General features: G+C 47.9%; 18 protein-coding genes and 1 other annotated feature. All 18 genes read left to right on the top strand.

Annotation, left to right across the window (positions count from 1 at the left end; genetic code table 11):
* Nucleotides 1–264: 264 nt before the first annotated feature.
* The 18 genes from speD to IFU39_RS29120 all read left to right on the top strand — a co-directional run bounded on the left by speD (nucleotide 265) and on the right by IFU39_RS29120 (nucleotide 22055).
* Complete coding sequence (gene speD, locus IFU39_RS29205) at nucleotides 265–666, top strand: adenosylmethionine decarboxylase (RefSeq protein WP_091011877.1); 402 nt, start codon at nucleotides 265–267, stop codon at nucleotides 664–666.
* 343 nt (nucleotides 667–1009) lie between these two features.
* A complete protein-coding gene (hemA, locus tag IFU39_RS29200) occupies nucleotides 1010–2395 on the top strand; it encodes a glutamyl-tRNA reductase (protein ID WP_091011879.1) in 1386 nt (461 codons plus the stop codon).
* A 14-nt stretch (nucleotides 2396–2409) separates the two neighbouring features.
* Nucleotides 2410–3237, top strand: coding sequence for a cytochrome c biogenesis protein CcsA (gene ccsA, locus IFU39_RS29195; RefSeq protein ID WP_373419789.1), 828 nt, complete (start codon nucleotides 2410–2412; stop codon nucleotides 3235–3237).
* A gap of 5 nt (nucleotides 3238–3242) precedes the next feature.
* Entirely contained in the window at nucleotides 3243–3893 is a 651-nt protein-coding gene (locus IFU39_RS29190; protein ID WP_105601132.1) for a precorrin-2 dehydrogenase/sirohydrochlorin ferrochelatase family protein, read from the top strand.
* A gap of 2 nt (nucleotides 3894–3895) precedes the next feature.
* On the top strand, nucleotides 3896–4852 hold the full coding sequence (gene hemC / locus IFU39_RS29185) for a hydroxymethylbilane synthase (protein ID WP_036605896.1): 957 nt from the start codon (nucleotides 3896–3898) through the stop codon (nucleotides 4850–4852).
* A gap of 4 nt (nucleotides 4853–4856) precedes the next feature.
* Nucleotides 4857–6419, top strand: a complete 1563-nt coding sequence (gene cobA, locus IFU39_RS29180) for a uroporphyrinogen-III C-methyltransferase (RefSeq protein ID WP_091011884.1) — start codon at nucleotides 4857–4859, stop codon at nucleotides 6417–6419.
* Between the two features lie 103 nt (nucleotides 6420–6522).
* Nucleotides 6523–7524, top strand: coding sequence for a porphobilinogen synthase (hemB, locus tag IFU39_RS29175; RefSeq protein ID WP_017692601.1), 1002 nt, complete (start codon nucleotides 6523–6525; stop codon nucleotides 7522–7524).
* 26 nt (nucleotides 7525–7550) lie between these two features.
* Entirely contained in the window at nucleotides 7551–8855 is a 1305-nt protein-coding gene (gene hemL, locus IFU39_RS29170) for a glutamate-1-semialdehyde 2,1-aminomutase (RefSeq protein ID WP_192136254.1), read from the top strand.
* Nucleotides 8852–9760 (top strand): RluA family pseudouridine synthase, encoded by a 909-nt coding sequence (locus IFU39_RS29165; protein WP_192136253.1) that lies wholly within the window; start codon nucleotides 8852–8854, stop codon nucleotides 9758–9760. Before hemL ends, IFU39_RS29165 begins: the two co-directional genes overlap by 4 nt.
* 373 nt (nucleotides 9761–10133) lie before the next feature.
* On the top strand, nucleotides 10134–11666 hold the full coding sequence (locus IFU39_RS33120) for a LysM peptidoglycan-binding domain-containing protein (RefSeq protein WP_244661158.1): 1533 nt from the start codon (nucleotides 10134–10136) through the stop codon (nucleotides 11664–11666).
* Between the two features lie 155 nt (nucleotides 11667–11821).
* Nucleotides 11822–12103 (top strand) — a binding site (T-box leader).
* Between the two features lie 67 nt (nucleotides 12104–12170).
* Nucleotides 12171–14837 carry a valine--tRNA ligase gene (locus IFU39_RS29155; protein ID WP_105601129.1) on the top strand — a complete coding sequence of 889 codons (2667 nt, stop codon included), beginning with the start codon at nucleotides 12171–12173 and terminating at the stop codon, nucleotides 14835–14837.
* Between the two features lie 78 nt (nucleotides 14838–14915).
* Nucleotides 14916–16292: a bifunctional folylpolyglutamate synthase/dihydrofolate synthase gene (locus tag IFU39_RS29150; RefSeq protein WP_091011917.1), complete on the top strand. Its 1377-nt coding sequence runs from the start codon at nucleotides 14916–14918 to the stop codon at nucleotides 16290–16292.
* A gap of 56 nt (nucleotides 16293–16348) precedes the next feature.
* Entirely contained in the window at nucleotides 16349–17668 is a 1320-nt protein-coding gene (gene murC, locus IFU39_RS29145) for a UDP-N-acetylmuramate--L-alanine ligase (RefSeq protein WP_244661167.1), read from the top strand.
* Between the two features lie 118 nt (nucleotides 17669–17786).
* A complete protein-coding gene (locus tag IFU39_RS33475) occupies nucleotides 17787–19016 on the top strand; it encodes an SPOR domain-containing protein (protein WP_192136252.1) in 1230 nt (409 codons plus the stop codon).
* Nucleotides 19017–19161: 145 nt separating this feature from the next.
* The gene (locus IFU39_RS29135) at nucleotides 19162–19404 is read left to right on the top strand and encodes a DUF4321 domain-containing protein (RefSeq protein ID WP_036605903.1); all 243 of its coding nucleotides are present in this window, start codon (nucleotides 19162–19164) and stop codon (nucleotides 19402–19404) included.
* Nucleotides 19405–19498: 94 nt separating this feature from the next.
* The gene (locus IFU39_RS29130; RefSeq protein WP_244661157.1) at nucleotides 19499–20110 is read left to right on the top strand and encodes a Maf family protein; all 612 of its coding nucleotides are present in this window, start codon (nucleotides 19499–19501) and stop codon (nucleotides 20108–20110) included.
* A 37-nt stretch (nucleotides 20111–20147) separates the two neighbouring features.
* Nucleotides 20148–20837: a RadC family protein gene (gene radC, locus IFU39_RS29125; RefSeq protein ID WP_091011896.1), complete on the top strand. Its 690-nt coding sequence runs from the start codon at nucleotides 20148–20150 to the stop codon at nucleotides 20835–20837.
* Nucleotides 20838–21020: 183 nt separating this feature from the next.
* Complete coding sequence (locus tag IFU39_RS29120; protein ID WP_017692612.1) at nucleotides 21021–22055, top strand: rod shape-determining protein; 1035 nt, start codon at nucleotides 21021–21023, stop codon at nucleotides 22053–22055.
* The last annotated feature ends 84 nt before the right edge of the window (nucleotides 22056–22139 follow it).

The raw sequence follows: 22139 nt of genomic DNA, 5'->3' as shown, positions 1-22139 counted from the left end.
CCAATGTGGAGGTTTTCAGGGGGATTTTTTGATGTGAGATCGAATATGCCGAATTGAAAATATTTATTTTACAATCTTCTGGAAAAGGGTTGATTTCACTCTAATTCAATGTTATTTTTAATCTCGTTGAAAACAATATAGGAACCAGGATTCACTCAGGACATTATATGTTGCGAGAGATTTTTCCCTCGGGAAGTGAATGACGTAGGTCCTAGCGGATGAAATTCTTCAAACATTTTATTCCTAGGAAGGGGGAACCGAAGGATGGAATATTCAACTTTCGGAAGACACGTTGCTGTTGATACTTGGGGTGTCGACTTTAATCTACTGAACAATGCAGAGTATCTGGAAGCCCAAATGGTTGAAGCAGCGGAGGCATGTGGCGCGACAGTGATGTCCGTACAATCCAAGCAGTTTGATCCACAGGGAGCGACCGTACTTGTACTATTGTCTGAGAGCCATCTCTCCATTCATACGTATCCTGAGAGAGGTTTTGCAGCAATAGATTGTTACACTTGTGGGGAGACCGTAGATCCACAGCTTGCTATTGACTACCTGGTATCCGTATTAAAGCCTGAAAAAACGTATGCAAAAAAGTTGGTACGTGGATTGGGCGAATTGCAAGTTGAAACACCAGAGATGAACAACCAGACTGAACGGGTTTAAATAAAAAGTATATTGCATATACAATGTTCACATATCGGGATGGACACATAACCTCCCAAACTCTAAATAGTCATGGAATAATTCCATGGCTATTTGTTTTAATATGCGTATCGTTATGAATATTCATAATCGACACTTTTTAACGCATAACGGTGAACTTTGGTGAGACACTACAATAAATGACAGTGCATATGATGATGAACATGGTGATTTCATAAACATTTCATAAAAATGACCCGGTCACGGCTATGATGTGTGATATAATTAACCATGTCAATCATAAATGGATAGACATATGCAGTAAGCACTTTGATTGGAAATTTATTAGGCAGGTGAACTTGCAATGCACATCGTTGTCGTTGGTTTGAATTATCGCACGGCGCCTGTAGAGGTTAGGGAACGATTCACATTTGCAGAAAAGGATTTGTCTGAAGCGCTGCAGCAGCTCAAGCTGACCAAGAGTGTATTGGAAGGTGTAATCGTAGCCACATGTAACCGTACCGAGTTGTATGTTGTGGTGGACCGTCTTCACATGTGTGGTTATTTTATTCGAACATTCATGGAACAATGGTTTAATGTACCACGGGAAGAATTTACGCAACACTTATATATATATGAAGATGATCAAGCCATGCGCCATTTGTTCCGCGTGATCTGCGGACTGGATTCCATGGTCATCGGTGAGACTCAGATACTTGGACAGGTGAAACAGGCTTTTCTTAAAGCACAGGAAGAGAAATCAACAGGTACCTGGTTTAATATGCTGTTCAAACAGGCAGTTACGCTGGGCAAACGGGCACATTCGGAGACTTCCATCGGGGAGAGCGCCGTATCTGTCAGTTATGCTGCTGTTGAACTCGGTAAGAGGATATTTGGCATGTTCACAGACAAGAAGGTGCTCATTTTGGGTGCTGGCAAGATGAGTGAACTAACCGTGAAACATCTCTATGCCAACGGGGCATCCGAGGTCATCGTGGCGAACCGCACGCTCGCAAGAGCTGAAGAATTGGCAGCCAAGTTCCGGGGTACACCTTGTACGATGGAACAGGCATTAGATCGACTTAATGAAGTTGATATTGTAATTAGTTCCACTGGAGCTGAACGTTATGTCATGGATGCAGCAGTGGTACGGGAGAGCATGAAGCGTCGTCAATCTCGTCCATTGTTCCTGATTGATATTGCGGTTCCACGCGATATTGATCCGGCGATAGGTGAATTATCCAACGTATTTCTCTATGACATTGATGATCTGGAAGGAATCGTGGAGAGCAACCTGGAGATGCGTAAGGTGGAAGCTGCCAAGATTGAGAGAATGATTGAGCTTGAGATGGAGGATTATTACCATTGGCTCAAAACGTTGGGTGTTCGTCCCGTTATTCGCGCTTTGCAGGAAAAAGGGGTCTCCATTCATGAAGAAACGATGGATAGCCTGTTTAATAAACTGCCTGAGCTGGATGAACATCAACGTAAAGTCATTCGTCGTTTGACCAAGAGTATTGTGAACCAAATGACGACAGATCCGATTAATCGAATTAAGGAAATGGCAGGCACGAAGCAAGGTGATGAAGCTCTGCGCATGTTTACTCAGATTTTCGCTCTGGAAGATTCAGTAGAGATGGCCGCTGAAAAAGTGAGTCAGAGTGATGCTACAGCTCTGGCGAAACCAGCCGCTCACCTTAACGAAAACCGGCAAGACCCCGTGCCGGCTTATGCTCCGGCAGGCGTATAAGGCGGGTGGGCAGCTTGACCCTTGCTGAACAAGTTTATGAAGCTCTAATCTATATGTATGCCCTGAGCCTACTGTTCTATTTCTCGGACTGCATTCGACGCAATGCGGGGGCGAAGCGGACAGGCACAGGGTTTCTTGTCGTTGTTTGGGGATTGCAGGTAACGCATGTCATACTGCGCATGTGGACTGAAGGCCATTTCCCCATCTATACCACCTTTGATTTTTTGTTTATATTTTCATTCAGTATTGTGCTGATGTCTCTCGTCATGACTCGCATCCAGCGTTCCGAATTTGTGATTTTGTTGCTGAATGTTGTAGGTTTTTCCGTTACGGTATTAAACCGACTGTGGTTTACGGCAGGAGAGATATCACTGCATAACTGGCAAACGGTACATGGATTACTTATTATGCATATTACCTTGGCGAATCTTGGTTTTGCGGCGTTAACCGTTGCTACGGTATTTGCCATGTTATATCTGTTCCTGCACCGTAAGTTGAAGAAAAAAAAGTGGAATGATACGATGCGACGGCTGCCAAGCCTGGAAGTGATCGGTAAGTATATGGATGGTGCTACATTGATAGGTACACCGCTCCTTGGCGTTTCTGTGATGCTTGCCGTATTATCCATTGTGGCGGAAAGACGCTGGATTCTACTCTTGGATCTCAAAGTTATTGCGACAGGTCTTGCTATAGCCATCTATGTGGGTTACTTCGTATCCAAAAGAAGGAAACAGTTCTCTACAATTATCATGGCAAGATGGACACTGATCGGGTACGGATTTGTCATTATAAGTTTTTTATCCAATGCGTATTCAGCGTTTCATCGTTGGACGGGAGAGTGAAGGGGATGGACCGTTACACGCCAATATTTGTGAATACTTCAGGCAAGAAGTGCTGCGTGGTTGGTGGTGGACGTGTTGCCGAACGTAAAATTAAGGGATTACTGCATGCTGAGGCACAGATTACGGTCATTAGTCCGGAGCTTACTCGCGTATTAAAACAACTGCATCATGAATCCCGAATTCAATGGATAGACCGGTCCTACCGCAATGGAGATTTGCGGGGGGCCTTTCTCGTATATGCAGCGACTGACCAATCAGAGGTCAATTCAACTGTGGTTCGGGATGCGGAGGCTGCGGGCATATTGGTGAATGACGCAATGTCTTCGGAGCACAGCAGCTTTATTACACCAAGCGTGGTAAGGCGTGGGAGATTAAGCATAGCGATATCCACAGCAGGAGCGGGACCGGCAGCAGCTGCGGAGATACGTGCCACACTCGAACGACAGTTCGGGGATGAGTATGAGACGTACCTTGAGTTTTTGCACCAGATGAGGACTGAGGTGAAGTCACGCGTATCTTCTTCAAGTCTCAGAAGTACGTTGCTTCGGCAATTAACTGAAATGCACATATTAGAAGATATTCGTACAGGCCATTTTCGATGGTGGACCGAAGAAGAAATCGGGGACTGGATATCCCGTAATCAGGAGGAAGTGTAGATATGCGTACAATTAAAGTTGGAAGTAGACAGAGCGCGCTTGCGCTAACCCAGACAGGTCATGTCATTCAGGATTTACGCGATATTTGTGAGCGGGAAGGATTAGCTTTTGACTTTGAAGTACATAAGATTGTTACCAAGGGAGATCTCATTCTGGATGTAACGTTGTCAAAAGTGGGAGGCAAAGGTTTGTTTGTCAAAGAGATTGAACAGGCGATGCTTGATCGTACCATTGATATGGCTGTGCATAGCATGAAAGATATGCCCTCCGAGTTACCCGAAGGATTAATCAATGGTGCTATTCCCCGTCGTGCAGATCCACGGGATGCGCTGATCTCCAATGGTGGACTTACTCTGGATCAACTGCCAGAAGGAGCTAGAGTCGGAACAAGCAGTCTGCGCCGGTCGAGTCAATTAAAGGCCTATCGTCCAGATTTGCAATTGGAATCGATTCGCGGCAATATTGATTCCCGTCTGCGGAAGCTGGAGACCGAAGGATTCGATGCGATTATTCTGGCAGCTGCAGGATTGTACCGTATGGGCTGGGAAGACCGAATCACAGAGTACCTGACGGAAACAGCTTGCCTTCCGGCCGTAGGTCAAGGCGCGCTTGGTATCGAATGTCGTGAAGACGATGAGGAACTATTGCACTTGCTGCAGCTGTATAACGATCCCGAGACAGCATTTCCTGTACAGGCGGAACGCCGTTTTCTCAGTGTATTGAATGGGGGCTGCCAGGTTCCGATCGGTGCTCATGCGGTGTGGGTGCCTCAGCAAGATGCAGATTCCCTGAATGGTGAAAACACGTTACAATTAACAGGTATGGTCGGCACGCCGGATGGTGGACTGATTCTTAAGGAAGCTATGATCGGCAAGGACCCGGTTCGTCTGGGTGAAGAAGTGGCTTGGAGATTGATCGAACGGGGAGCAGAGCAGATACTGGCAGAAGTTAGGGGATGAAGACATGGTGGGAAAGGTCTTTTTGGTAGGGGCAGGTCCTGGGGATGCAAAGCTGATTACGGTAAAAGGGTGGGAATCCATCGGTAAAGCTGATGCTGTAGTCTATGATCGTTTGGCAAGTCCGAGATTGTTGAAACAAATGAAACCCGGCGCAGTCAAGATTTACGTGGGCAAACGCCCGGATCGGCATACGATGAAACAGGAAGAGATCAATCAACTGTTAGTTGATCTGGCGCTTGAAGGCAAGGTTGTAGTTCGACTTAAAGGTGGCGACCCGACGATCTTTGGACGTGTAGGCGAAGAGGCGGGTTTGCTGCACAAAAACGGAATTCCGTTTGAGATTGTACCTGGGGTTACCGCTGCAATAAGTGTACCTGCGTATGCCGGAATTCCTGTGACTCATCGTGACTATGCATCTTCCATCTCTATTATTACGGGGCACGAGAGTCCGGACAAGCTTGATCGCAGTATCCATTGGGATAAAGTGACGAATGCAACGGGCACACTTGTATTTATGATGGGGGTTGCCAAAATTGGATATATCAGCGAACAATTGATTCGTCATGGTCGTCCAGCGCAAACACCGGTAGCTCTGATTCGTTGGGGAACACGAGCGGAACAGGATACCCTTACAGGTACCCTTGAAGATATAGAAGCGAAAGTAATCGCAGCCAATTTCCAACCACCAGCTGTTATTGTGGTGGGAGATGTCGTCAATCAGCGGGAACAGTTGAAATGGGCAGAAGCGCTGCCGCTGTTTGGCAAACGAATTCTGGTAACCCGTGCTCGCAGTCAGGCGAGTGAACTGGTGAATCGCATTGAGGAACTTGGCGGCGAACCGTATGAGTTTCCGGTCATTGAGACGGTCATGCCGTCCAGTGAATCTGCGCAGCAAAGTGTCAAAGACGCCTTCAGTGCTTTAAATACCTATGACTGGGTGTTTTTCACAAGTGTGAACGGCGTGGAGTTTTTCTTCCGCCATCTGGAACAGGAAGGCAAGGATATTCGCTCGATTCATCAAGCGAGAATTGCTGCCGTAGGACCTTCCACAGCAGATGCTTTGCGCAAACATGGCATCATTGCAGAGGTTGTCAAAGGTCCTTTCCAGGCCGAAGGCATGCTTGAGGCTTTTGAAAGCGAATTGAAGGAAGGTCAGAGAGTATTGCTCCCGCACGGTGATCTTGCACGCACATGGTTACGTGATCAGTTGAGAGAACGGGGACTTCAAGTCACCGAAGCCATCACCTACGATACGATCCTCGCTGGTGAGGATGATGACGAACTGCTTAAGCTGCTTGAAGAAGGTGGTATTCATGCGGTGACCTTTACAAGTTCATCGACGGTTACCAATTTCATGAGTATATTGAAACGTATGGGATTGCAAGATCCACTGCCTTTATTGAAAGATGTGGAGGTTGCGTGTATTGGACCTGTTACAGCGAAGACGGCAGAAGCCGCTGGACTAAAGGTTACACTGATGGCAGAGGAAGCAACGATGGATAGCTTGATCACAGTGCTATGCGACTGGAAACGGACAGGCACCAAAGAAGGAGCTCTTCGAAATTAATACACATGTAATCATGTCAACAATATGAAGCGTGCTGAATTCGATAGGATACCAGCGCGCTTCCCTTTTTGCTCTATTTAACTTTCAGGGAGGTTTTACACGTATGAGTTTTCCAATTGTACGGCATCGCCGTTTACGCCAATCCACAGGTATTCGCAATATGGTCAGAGAGACCCATCTAACCGTGGATGACTTTATTCAACCAATCTATGTGACGTATGGAGAAAATGTAAAATCCGAAATTAAATCCATGCCTGGCGTATTCCGCTTCTCGTTGGATCGTCTTCAGGAGGAAGTAACGGAAATTGCCGAGCTGGGAATTCCAGCCGTGTTATTGTTCGGTATTCCGGAGACGAAGGACAGTGTGGGTTCATCTGGCTTCGCTGAAGATGGCATTGTGCAGGAAGCGACGAGATTGATCAAATCCTGGTACCCGGAATTGCTGGTTGTTGCGGATACTTGTCTGTGTGAATTCACGGATCACGGTCACTGCGGTATGGTACACACCGTGGAGATTGACGGCCACATCTGCGGAGATGTATTAAATGATGAATCACTGGATCTACTCGTGCAAACGGCAGTGTCTCAAGCCAAAGCAGGAGCGGACATTATTGCACCATCCAACATGATGGATGGATTTGTACAAGCGATCCGCGCCGGGCTGGATGAGAATGGATTCAGTCACATTCCGATCATGTCCTACTCTGTTAAATATGCATCCGCATTTTATGGTCCATTCCGTGAAGCAGCAGATTCCACACCACAATTCGGAGACCGTAAGTCCTATCAGATGGACCCGGCGAACGCGCGTGAAGCCTTGCGTGAAGCAGAGACGGATGTGCTCGAAGGAGCGGACATGTTGATGGTAAAACCATCCCTTTCCTATCTGGATGTTATGCGCACCATCAAGGATCAATTTGATCTTCCGCTTGTTGCCTATAATGTAAGTGGCGAGTATGCCATGGTGAAGGCGGCGGCGATTCAAGGCTGGATCGATGAGAAAAAAGTTGCCATGGAAATCCTGCTCAGCATGAAACGCGCAGGTGCAGATATGATCATTACCTACTACGGAAAAGACGCTTCACGCTGGTTGGCTGAGAAATAAAATAAATTATATTAAGGAGGATATTCATGACTGCACAACAAGGTAATCGACGCAATGATGAGCGCTCACGCAGCGCCTTTGAGGAAGCTAAGCAGTACATACCCGGGGGTGTGAACAGCCCTGTACGCGCATTCAAATCGGTGGGACTTACTCCGATCTATGCAGAACGCGGCGAAGGGTCCAAAATCTACGATATTGATGGCAATGTTTTTATTGACTATGTGGGATCGTGGGGCCCACTCATTATGGGACATGCACACCCTGATGTTGTAGAAGCTTTGCGTGAGACAGCCCTCAAAGGAACAAGCTTTGGTGCGCCTACCTTGCTGGAGACCGAGATGGCAAAACTGGTCTGTGAGCGTGTGCCTTCCATCGATATCGTGCGGATGGTTAATTCCGGTACGGAAGCAACGATGAGTGCCATTCGACTGGCACGCGGGGTAACCGGACGCAGTAAAATTCTGAAGTTTGAAGGATCATATCATGGACATGCGGACAGCTTGCTGATCAAGGCGGGGTCAGGTGTTGCAACACTGGGTCTACCGGATAGTCCAGGTGTACCTGAAGGTGTAGCTGTGAATACCATTACGGTACCTTATAACGATCTGGAGTCCGTGAAGCTTGCTTTTGAACGTTATGGTGAAGAACTGGCCGCTGTTATTGTGGAGCCTGTAGCAGGTAACATGGGGGTTGTTCCTCCGGCTTCCGGTTTCCTTGAAGGCCTGCGCAGTTTAACGACCCAATATGGCAGCCTGCTTATTTTTGACGAAGTCATGACCGGTTTCCGCGTAGGGTTGAACTGTGCTCAGGGACGGTATGGGGTTACACCTGACCTGACTTGTCTGGGTAAAGTTATCGGTGGCGGACTCCCGGTTGGTGCTTATGGTGGCCGTCGAGATCTGATGGAACAGATTGCTCCAACAGGACCGATCTATCAGGCGGGTACACTTAGTGGGAACCCGCTGGCTATGGCAGCAGGATATACCACGCTCAAATTGTTAACACCAGAGGTCTATGATCGTCTGGAGACATTGTCTGCACGTCTGCAAGCCGGATTCGAGAAAAATGCAGCTGAGACGGGTATTGCGATAACCATTAACCGTGTGGGTTCCATGGTTTGTCCATTCTTCAGTGCCGTTCAAGTAACCAATTATGATATTGCCAAAGAAAGCAATCTGGATCAATTCCGTCGTTATTTTGCGGCCATGATTGATCATGGTGTGAGTGTTGCACCTTCGCAATACGAAGGCATGTTTGTCTCTGGTGTGCACACAGAGCAGGATATTGACGATACGATTGAGGCGAATCGTAAAGCTCTTCAATCGCTATGACCATCAAAAGTTGGAAACGCCGCGGGGAATGGCTTGAGCTGATGCCAGGGAAAGCCGTGACAGGCAGTTCGGACAAACCGATGGCCGCAGAGCAATGGTTATTGTCTGAACTTCAGTTTCCGGAGAAATTGCTTCGTCAGCTGAAAGCAAACCAAGGAATACAACTTGCAGGGGACCGGCTTCGGCTGGCCCTTTTTGCGTCCCAGCCAATCGATGTTGAGCCACGCTGGGCTGATGTGGATGTATTGTATGAGGATGATTTCTGTCTGGTTATGCACAAACCGGCAGGTATGAAACTGCATCCAGATGGAAGCCGTACCGATCAGGCCATCACGCTGGATCATGTGGTTGCCTCCTATTATGAAATGAACGGAATACAGGCGAGCGTTCGCCATGTTCATCGACTGGATGAGGATACAACCGGACCTGTTCTGTATGCCAAAAATGCTTTTGCTCTCGCCAAACTGGATGAAGCGATGCGTCGCAAAGAGATTGGTCGCCATTATATAGCCATTGCAGGTGGACAAATCCCCCTTGAACTCCACAAAATTGATGCTCCGATTGGTAAGGATAGACATCACAAGCAGCGCAGACGAGTCTCGGAAGGTGGACAGGAAGCTGTTACTCGTGTGGAGATCGTTGAAGTGTGGGAACGAGCAACCCTTGTGCGATTAAAGCTGGATACAGGACGAACACACCAAATTCGTGTACACCTGAGTTACGCGGGACATCCGCTTATTGGTGATGCGTTGTATGGAGGTAGAGCGGATGCCATTGGACGACAAGCACTTCACGGAGAGATGCTTAAGTTTGGTCATCCGTTAACCGGAGCGATGATTGAAGTGAATGATCCTTGGCCATCCGATTTCACACAATTGGCAGAACGTGAAAAGGTGTATTCATAAATGATATAGAGCGAACTTTAATAGTTACACGAGAACGGAGAGGACAGAAATAACGTGAAGAAGCGGAGCGTTCGCCTAAAAGCTTTCTGAAAGAACGCTGCATCGGAAGCATATGCTTCGCCGTTATCCCCGGATTTGCTCTTTGAAGAAGGGAATCAAAAAAAATCTGGGGATAACAGTGATCGGAAGGTTATTCTGTCATCGAGTGGCTAGGTGCAACATTCTCTATTTCGCTTTATATAACAAGGTTTTTCAAAAGGTGGCATGCTCATCTCATTCAAGGCATATAGATGGGGTAACGAAGGATTTGGACCATGGATCAGTCCCATGAGAAGGATCATGGTGAACATATGCCGAAAGGAGGACGCCACCTTTGTTGAATCAACCTTATGGTTTGCGGTTCGATATTTATGAGCGCGTTCATTTGTCTGAGGGAGTCCCTGCGATTGAGGAATTGGAGGAAATTGAACTATACCCGCGCATTCAAGTCATAGGGCAGGATGATCATGCCACGTTAAGAGGGCATCTTTTGCTTACAGGTGCGTACAGAGGAGAAAATGAGGCTTCAGAGGAGCTCAAACATTTCATTCCCGTGGAGATCACAGTGCCTCTGAACCGGGTCAGATCGATTGAGGATATTTCCATCGAGATCGAAAATTTTGACGTGGATCTGTTATCCAATCGTAGTCTGAATATTACTGGCGTTTTGTCGCTGCGAGGCATCGAGGGCTTTCCTGTTGAAGAGCCACAAGTTTGGTCAGCAGATGAATTTACGGTAGTCCACTCACCGGATGCTCAGCAATCCAACCGTTCCGATGAAGCAGAACAGACAGGTAGCGACCCCAACACATTTGCACAAGAGTATCTGCTCCAGCGGAGTGAGGAAGAGAGACTTGCGAATGCGGCAGAACTTGCATATGGTGCCCCGGAATATCATCAGGAATATGCGAACTTATCATCGGCCGAGTCACTTCAATCTGAGGAGCAAAGTGCGGAGTATGCTAACGAAAACAGACAACCTGATGCAGACGAAGATCCCGCATCTCTGACAGAGAATGGAGATGAATTGGCATCCCATGAGCAATACAGTGAACCTTCTCCGATCTCGTCATTTATGGCTGAGACCGCTGATCGGTTAGCTTCTTACCCTGAGTCGGAACCAGTGCTGCCTCTGGAAGAAGAGTCTTTAGCGTGGTCCGAGCCTTCTGGGGATGCATTGCCTGAGGAGCCTAGAAATTCAGATCAAGTAGTCCCAGAGCCTACTGCTCAATCATCTAATGAGTTTGCAGCACCAGATGTACCGGACGCACCAGATGTATGGCATTTCGAATCAGCGAGATCTGTACCTCAGCAGGAGAATCAGGCAGTTGATGTTCCGGTTGAACCACAGGCGGAGAACTGGCAAGGTGTATTCGGTTCGTCCGAAGCAGGCAATGCAGAGGAAGAACGTCCGTCTTTTGAAGCGACTGGGGTAGATGAGTTTGTGCAGAACGAAGCATTTGTTCCTGAACCTGTTGCTGAGACGGAAGACAAGCCGGAGCTGAAGGTTGCTTTTGGCAGCAAAAAGGAATCCGCACCACGACAAGAGGAGGGTGTAGGTATCTCTTCCTTGTTATCCTCTGGCAGATCAGCACGGGATGCTGAAGTAGAGAGAGGCGAAGAGGTTCCAGTCGGTGTGATACAGGAAGAAACGTATGCACCTGAGGATGTGGAATGGAAGAATCTGTTCCTGGGAACGATCGTGGACCAGACGCCATTCCGTAAGGTGAAACTGTGTATCGTCCAGCGGGAAGATACACTGGATGCCATTGCAGATCGATACCAATTGAGCACGAGGGAACTTCAGTTGTATAACCGATTATCTGAACAAGTTGTGGAAGAAGGTCAGATATTGTACATCCCTTAATCCGTAGTTAAAGCCTTCGTTACGACCCGTGATCCCCTTGAGGATTGCGGGTTTTTGCATGTTTCGTCCTAAACCTGCATTCCAGCGCTCTTTATCCGCTGTTGTCAGGTTGACTATCGCGCACGAGCAAGGTATGATGTGTGTAGGTTTTTTGAAGAACAACGTGGAACGGGAGTAGTAGACAGTATGACCTTTCAGAGAGTGGAATTGCAACGCTGTGAGATTCCGCAGGAACCAACTGATCGAAGTCGCCCGGGAGTTGCCTGTTTGAATACAAGGGATAAATGAGATTTATCGTCATTTATTTCTGAGGTAGGATGGGCCGGTAGCAGCCGTTATCTGCTTGAAGTGTCACGTCATGTACAGAGGGTGAAGTCTATCTTGCTGTTGGCGTGAAACAAAGGTGGTACCGCGAAAGCTAACCTTTCGTCCTTTGATGGATGAAAGGTTTTTTTTGTTTTTTTTGGCGAAGATGATGAAGATGAAGTAACGGAGGAATGACACATGTCTGAGGAAAAAAAATCAGCTGCAACAGAAATGCCGACCACTTACGATCCTAAAGCGGCAGAGGACAAATGGTACTCCACCTGGATGGAGCGCGGATATTTCAAAGCCGGTCAACGTAAAGATGCCGAACCGTATACGATTGTAATTCCACCCCCAAATGTGACCGGGATGCTGCACATCGGGCATGCGCTCGACTTTACACTACAGGATATTCTGATCCGCACCAAACGGATGCAGGGTTATGATGCACTGTGGCTTCCGGGTTCCGACCATGCAGGTATTGCTACCCAAACCAAAGTGGAGCAGAAGCTGCGTGAAGAAGGTCTGACCCGTTATGATCTGGGACGTGAGAAGTTTCTGGAGAAAGTATGGGACTGGAAAGATCAATATGCAACTACCATCCGTCAGCAATGGGGCAAAATGGGATTGTCGCTTGATTACTCACGTGAACGTTTTACGCTGGATGAAGGTCTGTCCCAAGCGGTTCGTAAAGTATTTGTTCAACTGTATGAAAAAGGCCTTATTTACCGAGGCAAACGCATCATTAACTGGGACCCGGTGAACCGGACAGCTCTGTCCGACATTGAGGTTGAATATAAAGAGGTTCAGGGTCATTTGTACCATCTGCGGTACCCGCTCAAAGATGGAAGTGGCTACGTTACCGTGGCAACAACGCGTCCAGAAACGATGCTGGGTGATACAGCAGTTGCTGTTCATCCGAAGGATGAGCGCTATGCAGATATGATTGGTAAAGTGCTTGTACTGCCTATCATTGGACGAGAAATTCCAATTATCGCTGATGATTACGTGGATAAAGAATTTGGAAGTGGTGCTGTTAAAATCACGCCTGCGCATGATCCAAATGACTTTGAAGTAGGTCTTCGTCATGACCTGCCTCAGATTACGGTAATGGATGAGAGCGGCACAATGAATGCTGAGGCAGGCAAGTATCAGGGACTGGATCGCAGTGACTGCCGCAAGCAGATTGTTGCTGACTTGAAAGAGCAGGGCGTATTGATCAACATTGAGGATCACACGCATCAGGTGGGACACAGTGAACGTACGGGAGCTGTTGTTGAGCCGTATCTGTCTACACAGTGGTTCGTTGAGATGAAGCCACTTGCAGAGAGAGCGATTAAGAAGCAACAGAGCGGCGAAGGGGTTAATTTTGTTCCAGATCGTTTTGAGAAAACCTATCTGAACTGGATCGAGAACGTTCGTGACTGGTGTATTTCCCGTCAACTGTGGTGGGGACATCGTATTCCGGCCTGGTATGATGAGGAAACGGGTGAAATCATTGTATCTGCTGAAGATCCGACAACGCTGCCAGAGTATGCTGGACGCAAGCTCAGACAGGACGAAGATGTACTCGATACTTGGTTTAGCTCCGGCTTATGGCCGTTCTCCACGCTAGGCTGGCCGGAAGATACGGAAGATCTGAAACGTTATTATCCGACAAGTGTACTTGTGACAGGGTATGACATCATATATTTCTGGGTTGCACGTATGATTTTCACTGCACTGGAATTCACGGATGAGATTCCGTTTAAGGATGTGCTGATGCATGGTCTTGTTCGTGATGCAGATGGACGCAAAATGTCCAAATCATTGGGCAACGGTGTAGATCCGCTGGATGTGATCGAGAAATATGGCGCAGACGCAATGCGTTACATGATCTCAACCAGCAGCACGCCAGGCCAGGATCTCCGTTTCCGTTGGGAACGGGTGGAGCAGGCTCGTAATTTTGCCAACAAGATCTGGAACGCTTCGCGCTTTGCATTGATGAATCTGGAAGGATTCACTTATGAGGAACGTGACATTAGCGGAGAGCTTGGTACAGCGGATTATTGGATTTTGCACCGTCTGAACGAAACTTCCCGCGATATTACGCGTCTAATCGAAGCGTATGAGTTTGGGGAAACGGGTCGTGTGTTGTATAACTTTATCTGGGATGACCTGTGTGACTGGTACATTGAGTTTGCTAAGCTGTCCTTCTATGGGGAAGATCCGGTTGCCAAGAAGAAAACACAATCCGTGCTGGCTTATGTGCTGGATCAGACCATGCGCCTGATTCATCCGTTTATGCCATACATCTCCGAAGAGATCTGGCAGCATCTGCCACATGAAGGTGAGACGATTACGTTGGCAGCATGGCCGGTATATGATCCTGCTCTGGAGAACCCGGAGGCTGTTGCCGAGATGAACCTGCTCATGGATACCATTCGTGCAGTTCGGAACATTCGTGCAGAAGTGAACGTGCCTATGAGCAAAAAGATCGAATTGATGGTAAAAGCAAATAGCCCTGAAGCGTCCAGCATCATCGAACGTAACAGTCATTACATCAAACGTTTCTGTAACACGTCCGAGTTCGATAGTGGGCTGGATCTAAGCTCCCCGGATAAGGCGATGACTGCAATCATCACAGGGGCAGAACTATACTTGCCGCTGGCTGGTCTTATTGATATCGAACAGGAAGTGGCTCGCCTGGAGAAAGAGTTACAGAACCTTGAGGGCGAAGTACTCCGTGTGGAGAAAAAGCTGTCGAATCAAGGCTTTGTTGCCAAAGCGCCTGCCAAGGTTATTGAGGAAGAGCGCGCCAAGCAAGCAGACTATTCCGATAAACGGGATAAAGTGATTGCACGAATCAAGGAACTGAAAGGTTAATATACTTGGGTCGGATGGAGAGCCATTATGCCATCCGGCCGCTTTTTTCACTCAAACTCGGGACCGAAGGTGAATCAGATGACGGAATTAGACGGGACAGATGCAGCAGCTCCTTTACTTACGTATAACGAGGCCGTGGACTGGATCAATGGCCTTATTCCTTTTGGCATTCGACCTGGATTGGAACGAATCGAGAGTCTGATGTCTATGTTAGGCAATCCTCACCAACGTCTCAAATTTATTCACGTCGCGGGAACGAACGGCAAAGGTTCGACTTGCGCTTTTTTGACGTCAGTGCTTCTTCAGGCTGGATATGATGTGGGTACCTTTACGTCGCCTTATATCACCAAGTTTACGAACCGTTTTCAATACAACGGCGAGGATATTCCGGAAGAGACTTTGTTGAAGATCTCTAACCGTCTGCGCCCGTTGGTTATGGAAATGGCATCTACTCCGCTTGGTTCCCCAACGATGTTTGAGGTGTCCACGGCTCTCGCGCTTCTGTATTATGCAGAAGAGTGCTACCCTGATGTTGTGGTATGGGAGACGGGGCTGGGGGGAAGGATGGACGTAACGAATATTGTTTCGCCTGTTGTGTCCGTCATCACCAACATTGGTATGGATCACACGGATGTGCTTGGAGATACGATTGAGCAGATTGCTGGAGAAAAGGCAGGCATTATCAAGCCGGGAGTACCCGTTGTGACCTGCGCGACGCAACCTGAAGCTGTGAAAGTGATTCAGGAGAAAGCACAGCAGCTTCAATCAAGCCTGTATTTGGCTGGAGATCAATTCTCTTATCATCGACTGGAGAGTAATGAGAACGGACAATCTTTTCATTTTACCGGCCCGTTTCGTGATCTGGACGTTCGCATACGCATGCAAGGCTCACATCAATGTGACAATGCTGCGGCCGCACTGATGGTGCTTGAATTGCTTAGACAATACATGGCATTTATGCTGGATGACAACGATATTGCACTTGGACTGGAGAATGCTTTCTGGGCAGGAAGATTCGAAAAAGTCGTCGATGAACCCCGAATTGTGCTTGATGGAGCACATAATCCGGAAGGGGCAGAGTCACTGGCCAAGAGCATTGTGGATGTCTATCCGCACAACAAGTTAATTTTGATGATGGGTATGTTGGCAAATAAGCATCACGAAGCGTATTTGCAGCATATACTGCCACTAGTGGATACGCTGATCCTGACCGAGCCAGATTTCCGACGCAAAATGGATGCAGCCGAATTGCTGCAGATTGTCGAACGGGTACGTCCCGCCATTGCGAAGCAGGAACTGGAAATCATCGTCGAGCCCGAATGGGCAAAGGCACTTGATCTATTGAAGTCACGGACGGAAGCGGAAGATCTGGGGGTGGTCTCCGGCACACTGTACCTGATTGCGGATGTGCGGGCAGCCCTTTTGCATCAAACCGATTCTGAAAAAGGTTGGTGAAAGTTTTGTTAAATACATCGGAACACGTTCATTTTATAGGGATTGGCGGATATGGCATGAGTGCCATCGCAAGAGTTATGTTGGAAATGGGATACACCGTTACCGGATCGGATGTCGCTTCACAGGAGTTGACCGAGAAGTTGGCAGCCAAGGGAGCGAAAATATATATCGGACATACGGCAGAGCACGTCACTGGAGCAGATCTGGTTGTCTACTCTACGGCAGCGCCTGCTGATAATGTGGAACGGGTAGCAGCTGCAGAGCTGAACATTCCGATTCTGCATCGTTCCCAGATGCTTGCACGTTTGTTGAACGAACGTAAAGGTGTGGCTGTAGCCGGAGCTCACGGTAAAACAACCACTTCATCCATGATTGCACTTGTTATGGATAAATGTGATACGGACCCGACATATATCATTGGCGGAGAAATCATGAATGTGGGTACCAACGCGAAGGCCGGTCAAGGCGACTGGGTAGTCGCTGAAGCGGACGAGAGCGATGGTTCGTTTTTGCAGTACCATCCATGGCTCGGTATTGTAACCAATATTGAGGCAGATCATTTAGAGAATTACAACAGTGATTTTGAGGAGCTCAAAAGGGCTTATGTCCAGTTCCTGAGCCAGATACGTCCGGAAGGAACAGCGATTGTGTGTTCTGACGACGAGAATGTTCAAGCGATTTTGCCAGAACTCAAGTCACGGATTACAACCTATGGTATTGATCGTGCTGCAGATTATACGGCAACGGATATTGTATTGGGCGATCGCCGTATCTCCTTTACGATGAATCATCAGGGTGCTGCTATGGGCACGGTGGAATTATCGGTGCCGGGTAAACATAACGTTTATAATGCGATGGCTACTGTGATTACCTGTCTGGAAGCAGGCATTCCATTTGAGAAGATTGTGGCAGCTATCATCCAGTTCCACGGAGCCAAACGCAGATTCCAGGTATTGGGCGAGGCGCGCGATATGCTGATCATCGATGATTATGCTCATCACCCAACTGAGATTGAAGCTACCATTAGTGCAGCCAAAGCAACGGGCAAACGTATTATCGCGGTATTCCAGCCACAGCGTTATACGCGTACGTTCTTCCTGCTGGATGCGTTCAGTCGTGCTTTTGCGGAAGCGGATGAAGTGCTTATTACGGATATCTATTCTCCTGCGGGCGAAAAACAGATCGAAGGGGTAACCTCAGCCAAACTGGTTGAACTGATTGTTCAAAACAGTAATGCTTCTGCACGTTACCTCCCTACAAAAGAAGAAGTTGTAGCTGATCTGCAGCATCGTTTGCAGCCAGGAGATCTTGTGATTACGATGGGTGCAGGTGATATTTGGAAAGTCGGCGATACACTTGCCAAAAGTTTGAAATAAATCAATTGAGAAAACGCCTGTCTTCGATACGAAGCAGGCGTTTTTTTTGCGTTATATGGAATGTATTCTCCAGTCTCTGCATATAGCTGATATAAATGGGACAAAGGAGAGGGTGCGGGTGAGCAATGCTAGAATGACGTTTCGCTTCGGGGATCATGAGTCGGACAAGCCTGAAAATAAGAGGAGTTCCGCGTCCAGTCCATTGGTGACGTTAAGTGAAGAGTTACCGCATAATCAACCGCTAACGCCTAAGCAGATGGATACAACCCCATCATGGACGCCTGAGGATATCCCCGGAGACTGGGGAGAGACGGTGCTGACAAGCTCTACTGTACCTGAACCTGACGAGCGGGTGAGCCCTGATTCGAACTTGAACTTGGATGAGGCTCATTATTTTGGAAACCGTTCCGGTTACGGTTATGTTAGTCACACCGATAATCCGGAGGAAGAGCGTCATGATCTGTCCAATACCCATGATGATCAAGGCCACGACTGGCTTGTAGATTCGGAGAACTATTCCTATAAGCGCAATCGCCCTCCAAGAGGCTGGAAAATGATTGGTTCTGTCACTGGGGCACTTGTTACCGGAGCGCTTTTTGGCATGGTTATTCTTTCATTTTTTAATAAAGAAGGAGCCCTAAAGCCAGGCAATCTTCTTCCCGTCAATCAGGCAGTTTCCACTGTGACGGGTCAGGAGGGGGCAGCAGGTACAGAACAGCAGGTACAGACAGCGGCTACTGGCAGCACGTATTATGCACTTCAATACGGCGTGTTCAGTTCTCCTGAACGAGCTGAGCAGGCCAAGCTTGAGCTGGCTCAGGCTGGTATATCCGCAGGGTCTGATCCTGAAGATGGCAATCGAGTATATGCAGGCATTTCGGCTGATCGTGAAGAGGCCAAGCTACTTAGCTCCAGGCTAAAAGCTCAGGGAGTCGAACTGTATGTCAAGGAGATCGTGAACCCTGAGATCAATCCGGCTATATTCGGTGGCAAGCAAGAGGATGTGCAGCTTTTCTTCACAAACAGTTCTGCACTGGTCGAACAATTGTCTACCTTGTCCATTCAGCAGTTGGGACAATCCGCACCGACAGCAGTCTCTGCAGAAACGATGACCGCGATTCAGAATAAGCACCAGTCGTGGTTAACCGGTTTGAATAGCCTCTCACCCGGCCTGACTGCGGAGGTACAACCTATTGTTGGTGGAATGGAGAAATCAATGAACGATGCAATAACGGCTATTGCAGAGTACAACAAGAACCCGGATGATGTGCACATGTGGTCTGTGCAGTCCGATCTGATGGAATATGTACTGCAGCAGAAAAAATGGCTCGAAGCGATTAAGCAGTAACATGCTCTTTCCCATAACAACGCTTGGAAATACTCATCCGGCAAGGAACTGGAAATAGTTCCCCTTGCCGGATTTGTGTTTGTATTGGCGTACAAAACCCCGTATAATAATGTGGGTGTCAAAAAATGGCGAGGGAAGATTACCGATGAAAAAAAACTTCGGCATGTTATTGCTGTTTCTGCTGCTCGGCTGGATGGCCGGAGCGTGGATCGCCAAGGCACTGCAGCCTGTAAAGGCAGTAGCCTTTCTTACGAAAGCCACGACCATACGTTGGTCGCCACAGGCTGATCTGGATATTATCAGTTATAATATTTCACTTCAATTTCAAATGAGCCTTCTGAGTCTGATCGGTATGATTGCCGCTGTGTGGCTGTATCGCAGACTGTAGGAGAATGACGAGTTATGACGAAAAAAATTAAACCAGTGACATCTATTATCGTGATCCGGACAGGATGTTGCCGTGGCATAAGGAGCCGTTCATTTTGGATAACACACAACAGCGCCCTATTATTCTGGCCTCCACATCGCCTCGGCGCAAAGAACTGATCGCATCACTCCACCTAGCGTTTGATGTAATACCAAGTCATGCCAATGAAGATACACCACCAGAGTGGACACCTGAACAGACGGTACAGGAACTTGCTTTGCGCAAGGCGCTTGCCGTGTATCGCGGGCTTGAAGGCCGCGAGCAGGAAGCCATTATTGTTGGTAGTGACACCGTTGTTGTTCTGGATGGTGAGATTCTAGGCAAACCCTTAGACGAAGCGGATGCTGAACGTATGTTATCAAGGCTGCAGGGCCGCGTACATCGGGTGTTCACGGGCGTCGCTTGTATTGATGCGGGCAATGGACAGTCGTTAGTTCATTACCGCCAGACCGATGTAACGATGAAAGAGCTGTCGGATGCGACCATCCGTGCTTATGTGCAGACAGGTGAGCCTTCAGATAAGGCAGGATCATATGCCATTCAGGGCATGGGTGCTTCACTGATCGACCGCATTGAAGGATGTTATTTTAATGTGGTTGGCTTGCCGCTATCTTTGTTAAGTGATATGTTGGACGGGTTCGGCGTACATGTGCTGCCACGAACATGAATGAAGCCAAATGTTGTGAAATGAAAAGAGGGAACATATGGAGTCGCCTCAATACATGATGCGCGACATCCCCCAGGAAGAACGCCCGAGAGAACGCATGATGGAATACGGGGCGGGCGCCTTAAGCCATGCTGAATTGCTGGCAATTTTACTTCGAACAGGCACAAGACAGGAATCCGCGGTGCATATGGCACAGCGGATTTTGGCCGAAGCGGGTGGCATTCGCTCGTTGATGGATTTGAGTTTGGAAGAACTGACCACGATGAAAGGGATTGGCAATGCCAAGGCTGTGCAATTGAAAGCTGGCATTGAGCTGGGTCATCGGATTGCCAAGAGCAGACTCATACAGTCGACTTCAATTCGTACACCGCGTGATGCAGCTGATATCCTGATGGAACAATTGCGTTACTTGCAAAAAGAACATTTTGTGTGTCTTTTTCTGAATAGCAAAAATCATATTATTGCCCAGGAAACACTCTCCATGGGCAGCCTTAACGCTTCGATTGTACATCCACGTGAAGTGTTCCGGGCTGCCATCAAATGCAGCAGCGCATCGATTGTGTGCGCACACAACCATCCGAGTGGTGATCCTACGCCCAGTCCGGAGGATATCCAAATAACCAAGAGACTGATTGAAGCAGGCGCTATTGTTGGCATTGACGTGCTTGATCATATTATTATCGGAGATGGAACGTACGTAAGTTTGAAGGAGAAGGGCTTAGTATAATATAATGGTTGGCGTTGATGTTTTCCTATGAATGTTAACGGCGTTGTCCGTAAAAGATAGGTTCACTTTACAAATGCAAAAAAACAAATGCGAATATTAGCTCCACGTATTGCGTGGGAATAAAATTATTACGCTCTGGATCAGAATGGAGCGGCTATATGAGGCAGAAAAGGAGATTATGTTATGTTTGGTGGTTTTACGAAAGATTTGGGTATTGACTTGGGGACAGCAAATACGTTGGTTTATGTACGAGGAAAAGGAATTGTGGTGCGAGAACCTTCGGTTGTCGCTATACGGACAGATACAAATAGCATCGAGGCAGTAGGTGAAGCCGCCAAAAAAATGATTGGACGTACACCAGGTAACATTCGTGCCATTCGTCCAATGAAAGATGGCGTTATTGCCGATTTCGATACAACGGCAACGATGATCAAATATTTCATCCGTGAGGCGCAGAAACAGCGCTCCATGTTCCAGCGTCATCCAAACGTGATGGTATGTGTACCATCCGGGATCACGGCAGTAGAACAACGTGCGGTTGAAGATGCAACCAAACAGGCTGGAGCACGTGAAGCCTATACGATTGAAGAGCCTTTTGCTGCTGCAATCGGTGCAGATCTGCCTGTATGGGAACCAACGGGTAGTATGGTTGTCGATATTGGTGGCGGCACAACGGAAGTGGCTGTTATCTCTCTTGGTGGTATTGTAACGAGCCGTTCGGTTCGTGTAGCAGGTGACGAGATGGATGAATCCGTTATCCAGTACATCAAACGCCAATACAATCTGATGATCGGTGAGCGTACATCGGAGCAATTGAAGATGGACATCGGATCAGCTATGCCATTGGAACAAGTAGAAACGATGGAAATTCGTGGACGTGACCTTGTAACAGGTCTGCCGAAGACAATTACGATTACTTCGGACGAGATCAGTGAAGCGCTGGCTGATACCGTGAATGCAATTGTTGAAGCGGTAAAAGTAACACTGGAAAAATGCCCGCCTGAACTTGCTGCCGATATCATGGATCGGGGTATCGTTCTTACAGGTGGTGGGGCGTTGCTTCGCAACCTGGACAAGCTTCTCGCTGGTGAGACAGGAATGCCTGTCATCGTGGCTGAGAACCCGCTGGATTGTGTAGCGATCGGAACAGGTAAAGCGCTAGAGAATATTCATTTGTTCAAAAGCAGAAGCAGTTCGGCAGTTCGTTCCAAACGTTAATTGGTATTTGCCTAACTTGGCATAGCGACCAAGTGGTAAGATATCTTTATAGAGGACCCGGTTAACCCCGGGGATGAGCTATTA

The sequence above is a fragment of the Paenibacillus sp. CFBP 13594 genome (assembly GCF_014842675.1).
GTDB classification, from domain to species: domain Bacteria; phylum Bacillota; class Bacilli; order Paenibacillales; family Paenibacillaceae; genus Paenibacillus; species Paenibacillus amylolyticus_B.
The sequence above is the reverse complement of the archived record's forward strand: the minus strand, read 5'-3'. Positions and strand labels throughout refer to the sequence as shown.

Bases quoted from the DNA above. Each gene is read 5' to 3' on its own strand.
- hemC (WP_036605896.1), top strand. From the start codon at position 3,896: ATGCGTACAATTAAAGTTGGAAGTAGACAGAGCGCGCTTGCGCTAACC.
- IFU39_RS29120 (WP_017692612.1), top strand. From the start codon at position 21,021: ATGTTTGGTGGTTTTACGAAAGATTTGGGTATTGACTTGGGGACAGCA.
- hemA (WP_091011879.1), top strand. From the start codon at position 1,010: ATGCACATCGTTGTCGTTGGTTTGAATTATCGCACGGCGCCTGTAGAG.
- hemL (WP_192136254.1), top strand. From the start codon at position 7,551: ATGACTGCACAACAAGGTAATCGACGCAATGATGAGCGCTCACGCAGC.
- IFU39_RS29135 (WP_036605903.1), top strand. From the start codon at position 19,162: ATGAAAAAAAACTTCGGCATGTTATTGCTGTTTCTGCTGCTCGGCTGG.
- IFU39_RS29190 (WP_105601132.1), top strand. From the start codon at position 3,243: ATGGACCGTTACACGCCAATATTTGTGAATACTTCAGGCAAGAAGTGC.
- hemB (WP_017692601.1), top strand. From the start codon at position 6,523: ATGAGTTTTCCAATTGTACGGCATCGCCGTTTACGCCAATCCACAGGT.
- cobA (WP_091011884.1), top strand. From the start codon at position 4,857: ATGGTGGGAAAGGTCTTTTTGGTAGGGGCAGGTCCTGGGGATGCAAAG.
- IFU39_RS29165 (WP_192136253.1), top strand. From the start codon at position 8,852: ATGACCATCAAAAGTTGGAAACGCCGCGGGGAATGGCTTGAGCTGATG.
- IFU39_RS29155 (WP_105601129.1), top strand. From the start codon at position 12,171: ATGTCTGAGGAAAAAAAATCAGCTGCAACAGAAATGCCGACCACTTAC.
- radC (WP_091011896.1), top strand. From the start codon at position 20,148: ATGGAGTCGCCTCAATACATGATGCGCGACATCCCCCAGGAAGAACGC.
- IFU39_RS29150 (WP_091011917.1), top strand. From the start codon at position 14,916: ATGACGGAATTAGACGGGACAGATGCAGCAGCTCCTTTACTTACGTAT.
- speD (WP_091011877.1), top strand. From the start codon at position 265: ATGGAATATTCAACTTTCGGAAGACACGTTGCTGTTGATACTTGGGGT.
- murC (WP_244661167.1), top strand. From the start codon at position 16,349: ATGAGTGCCATCGCAAGAGTTATGTTGGAAATGGGATACACCGTTACC.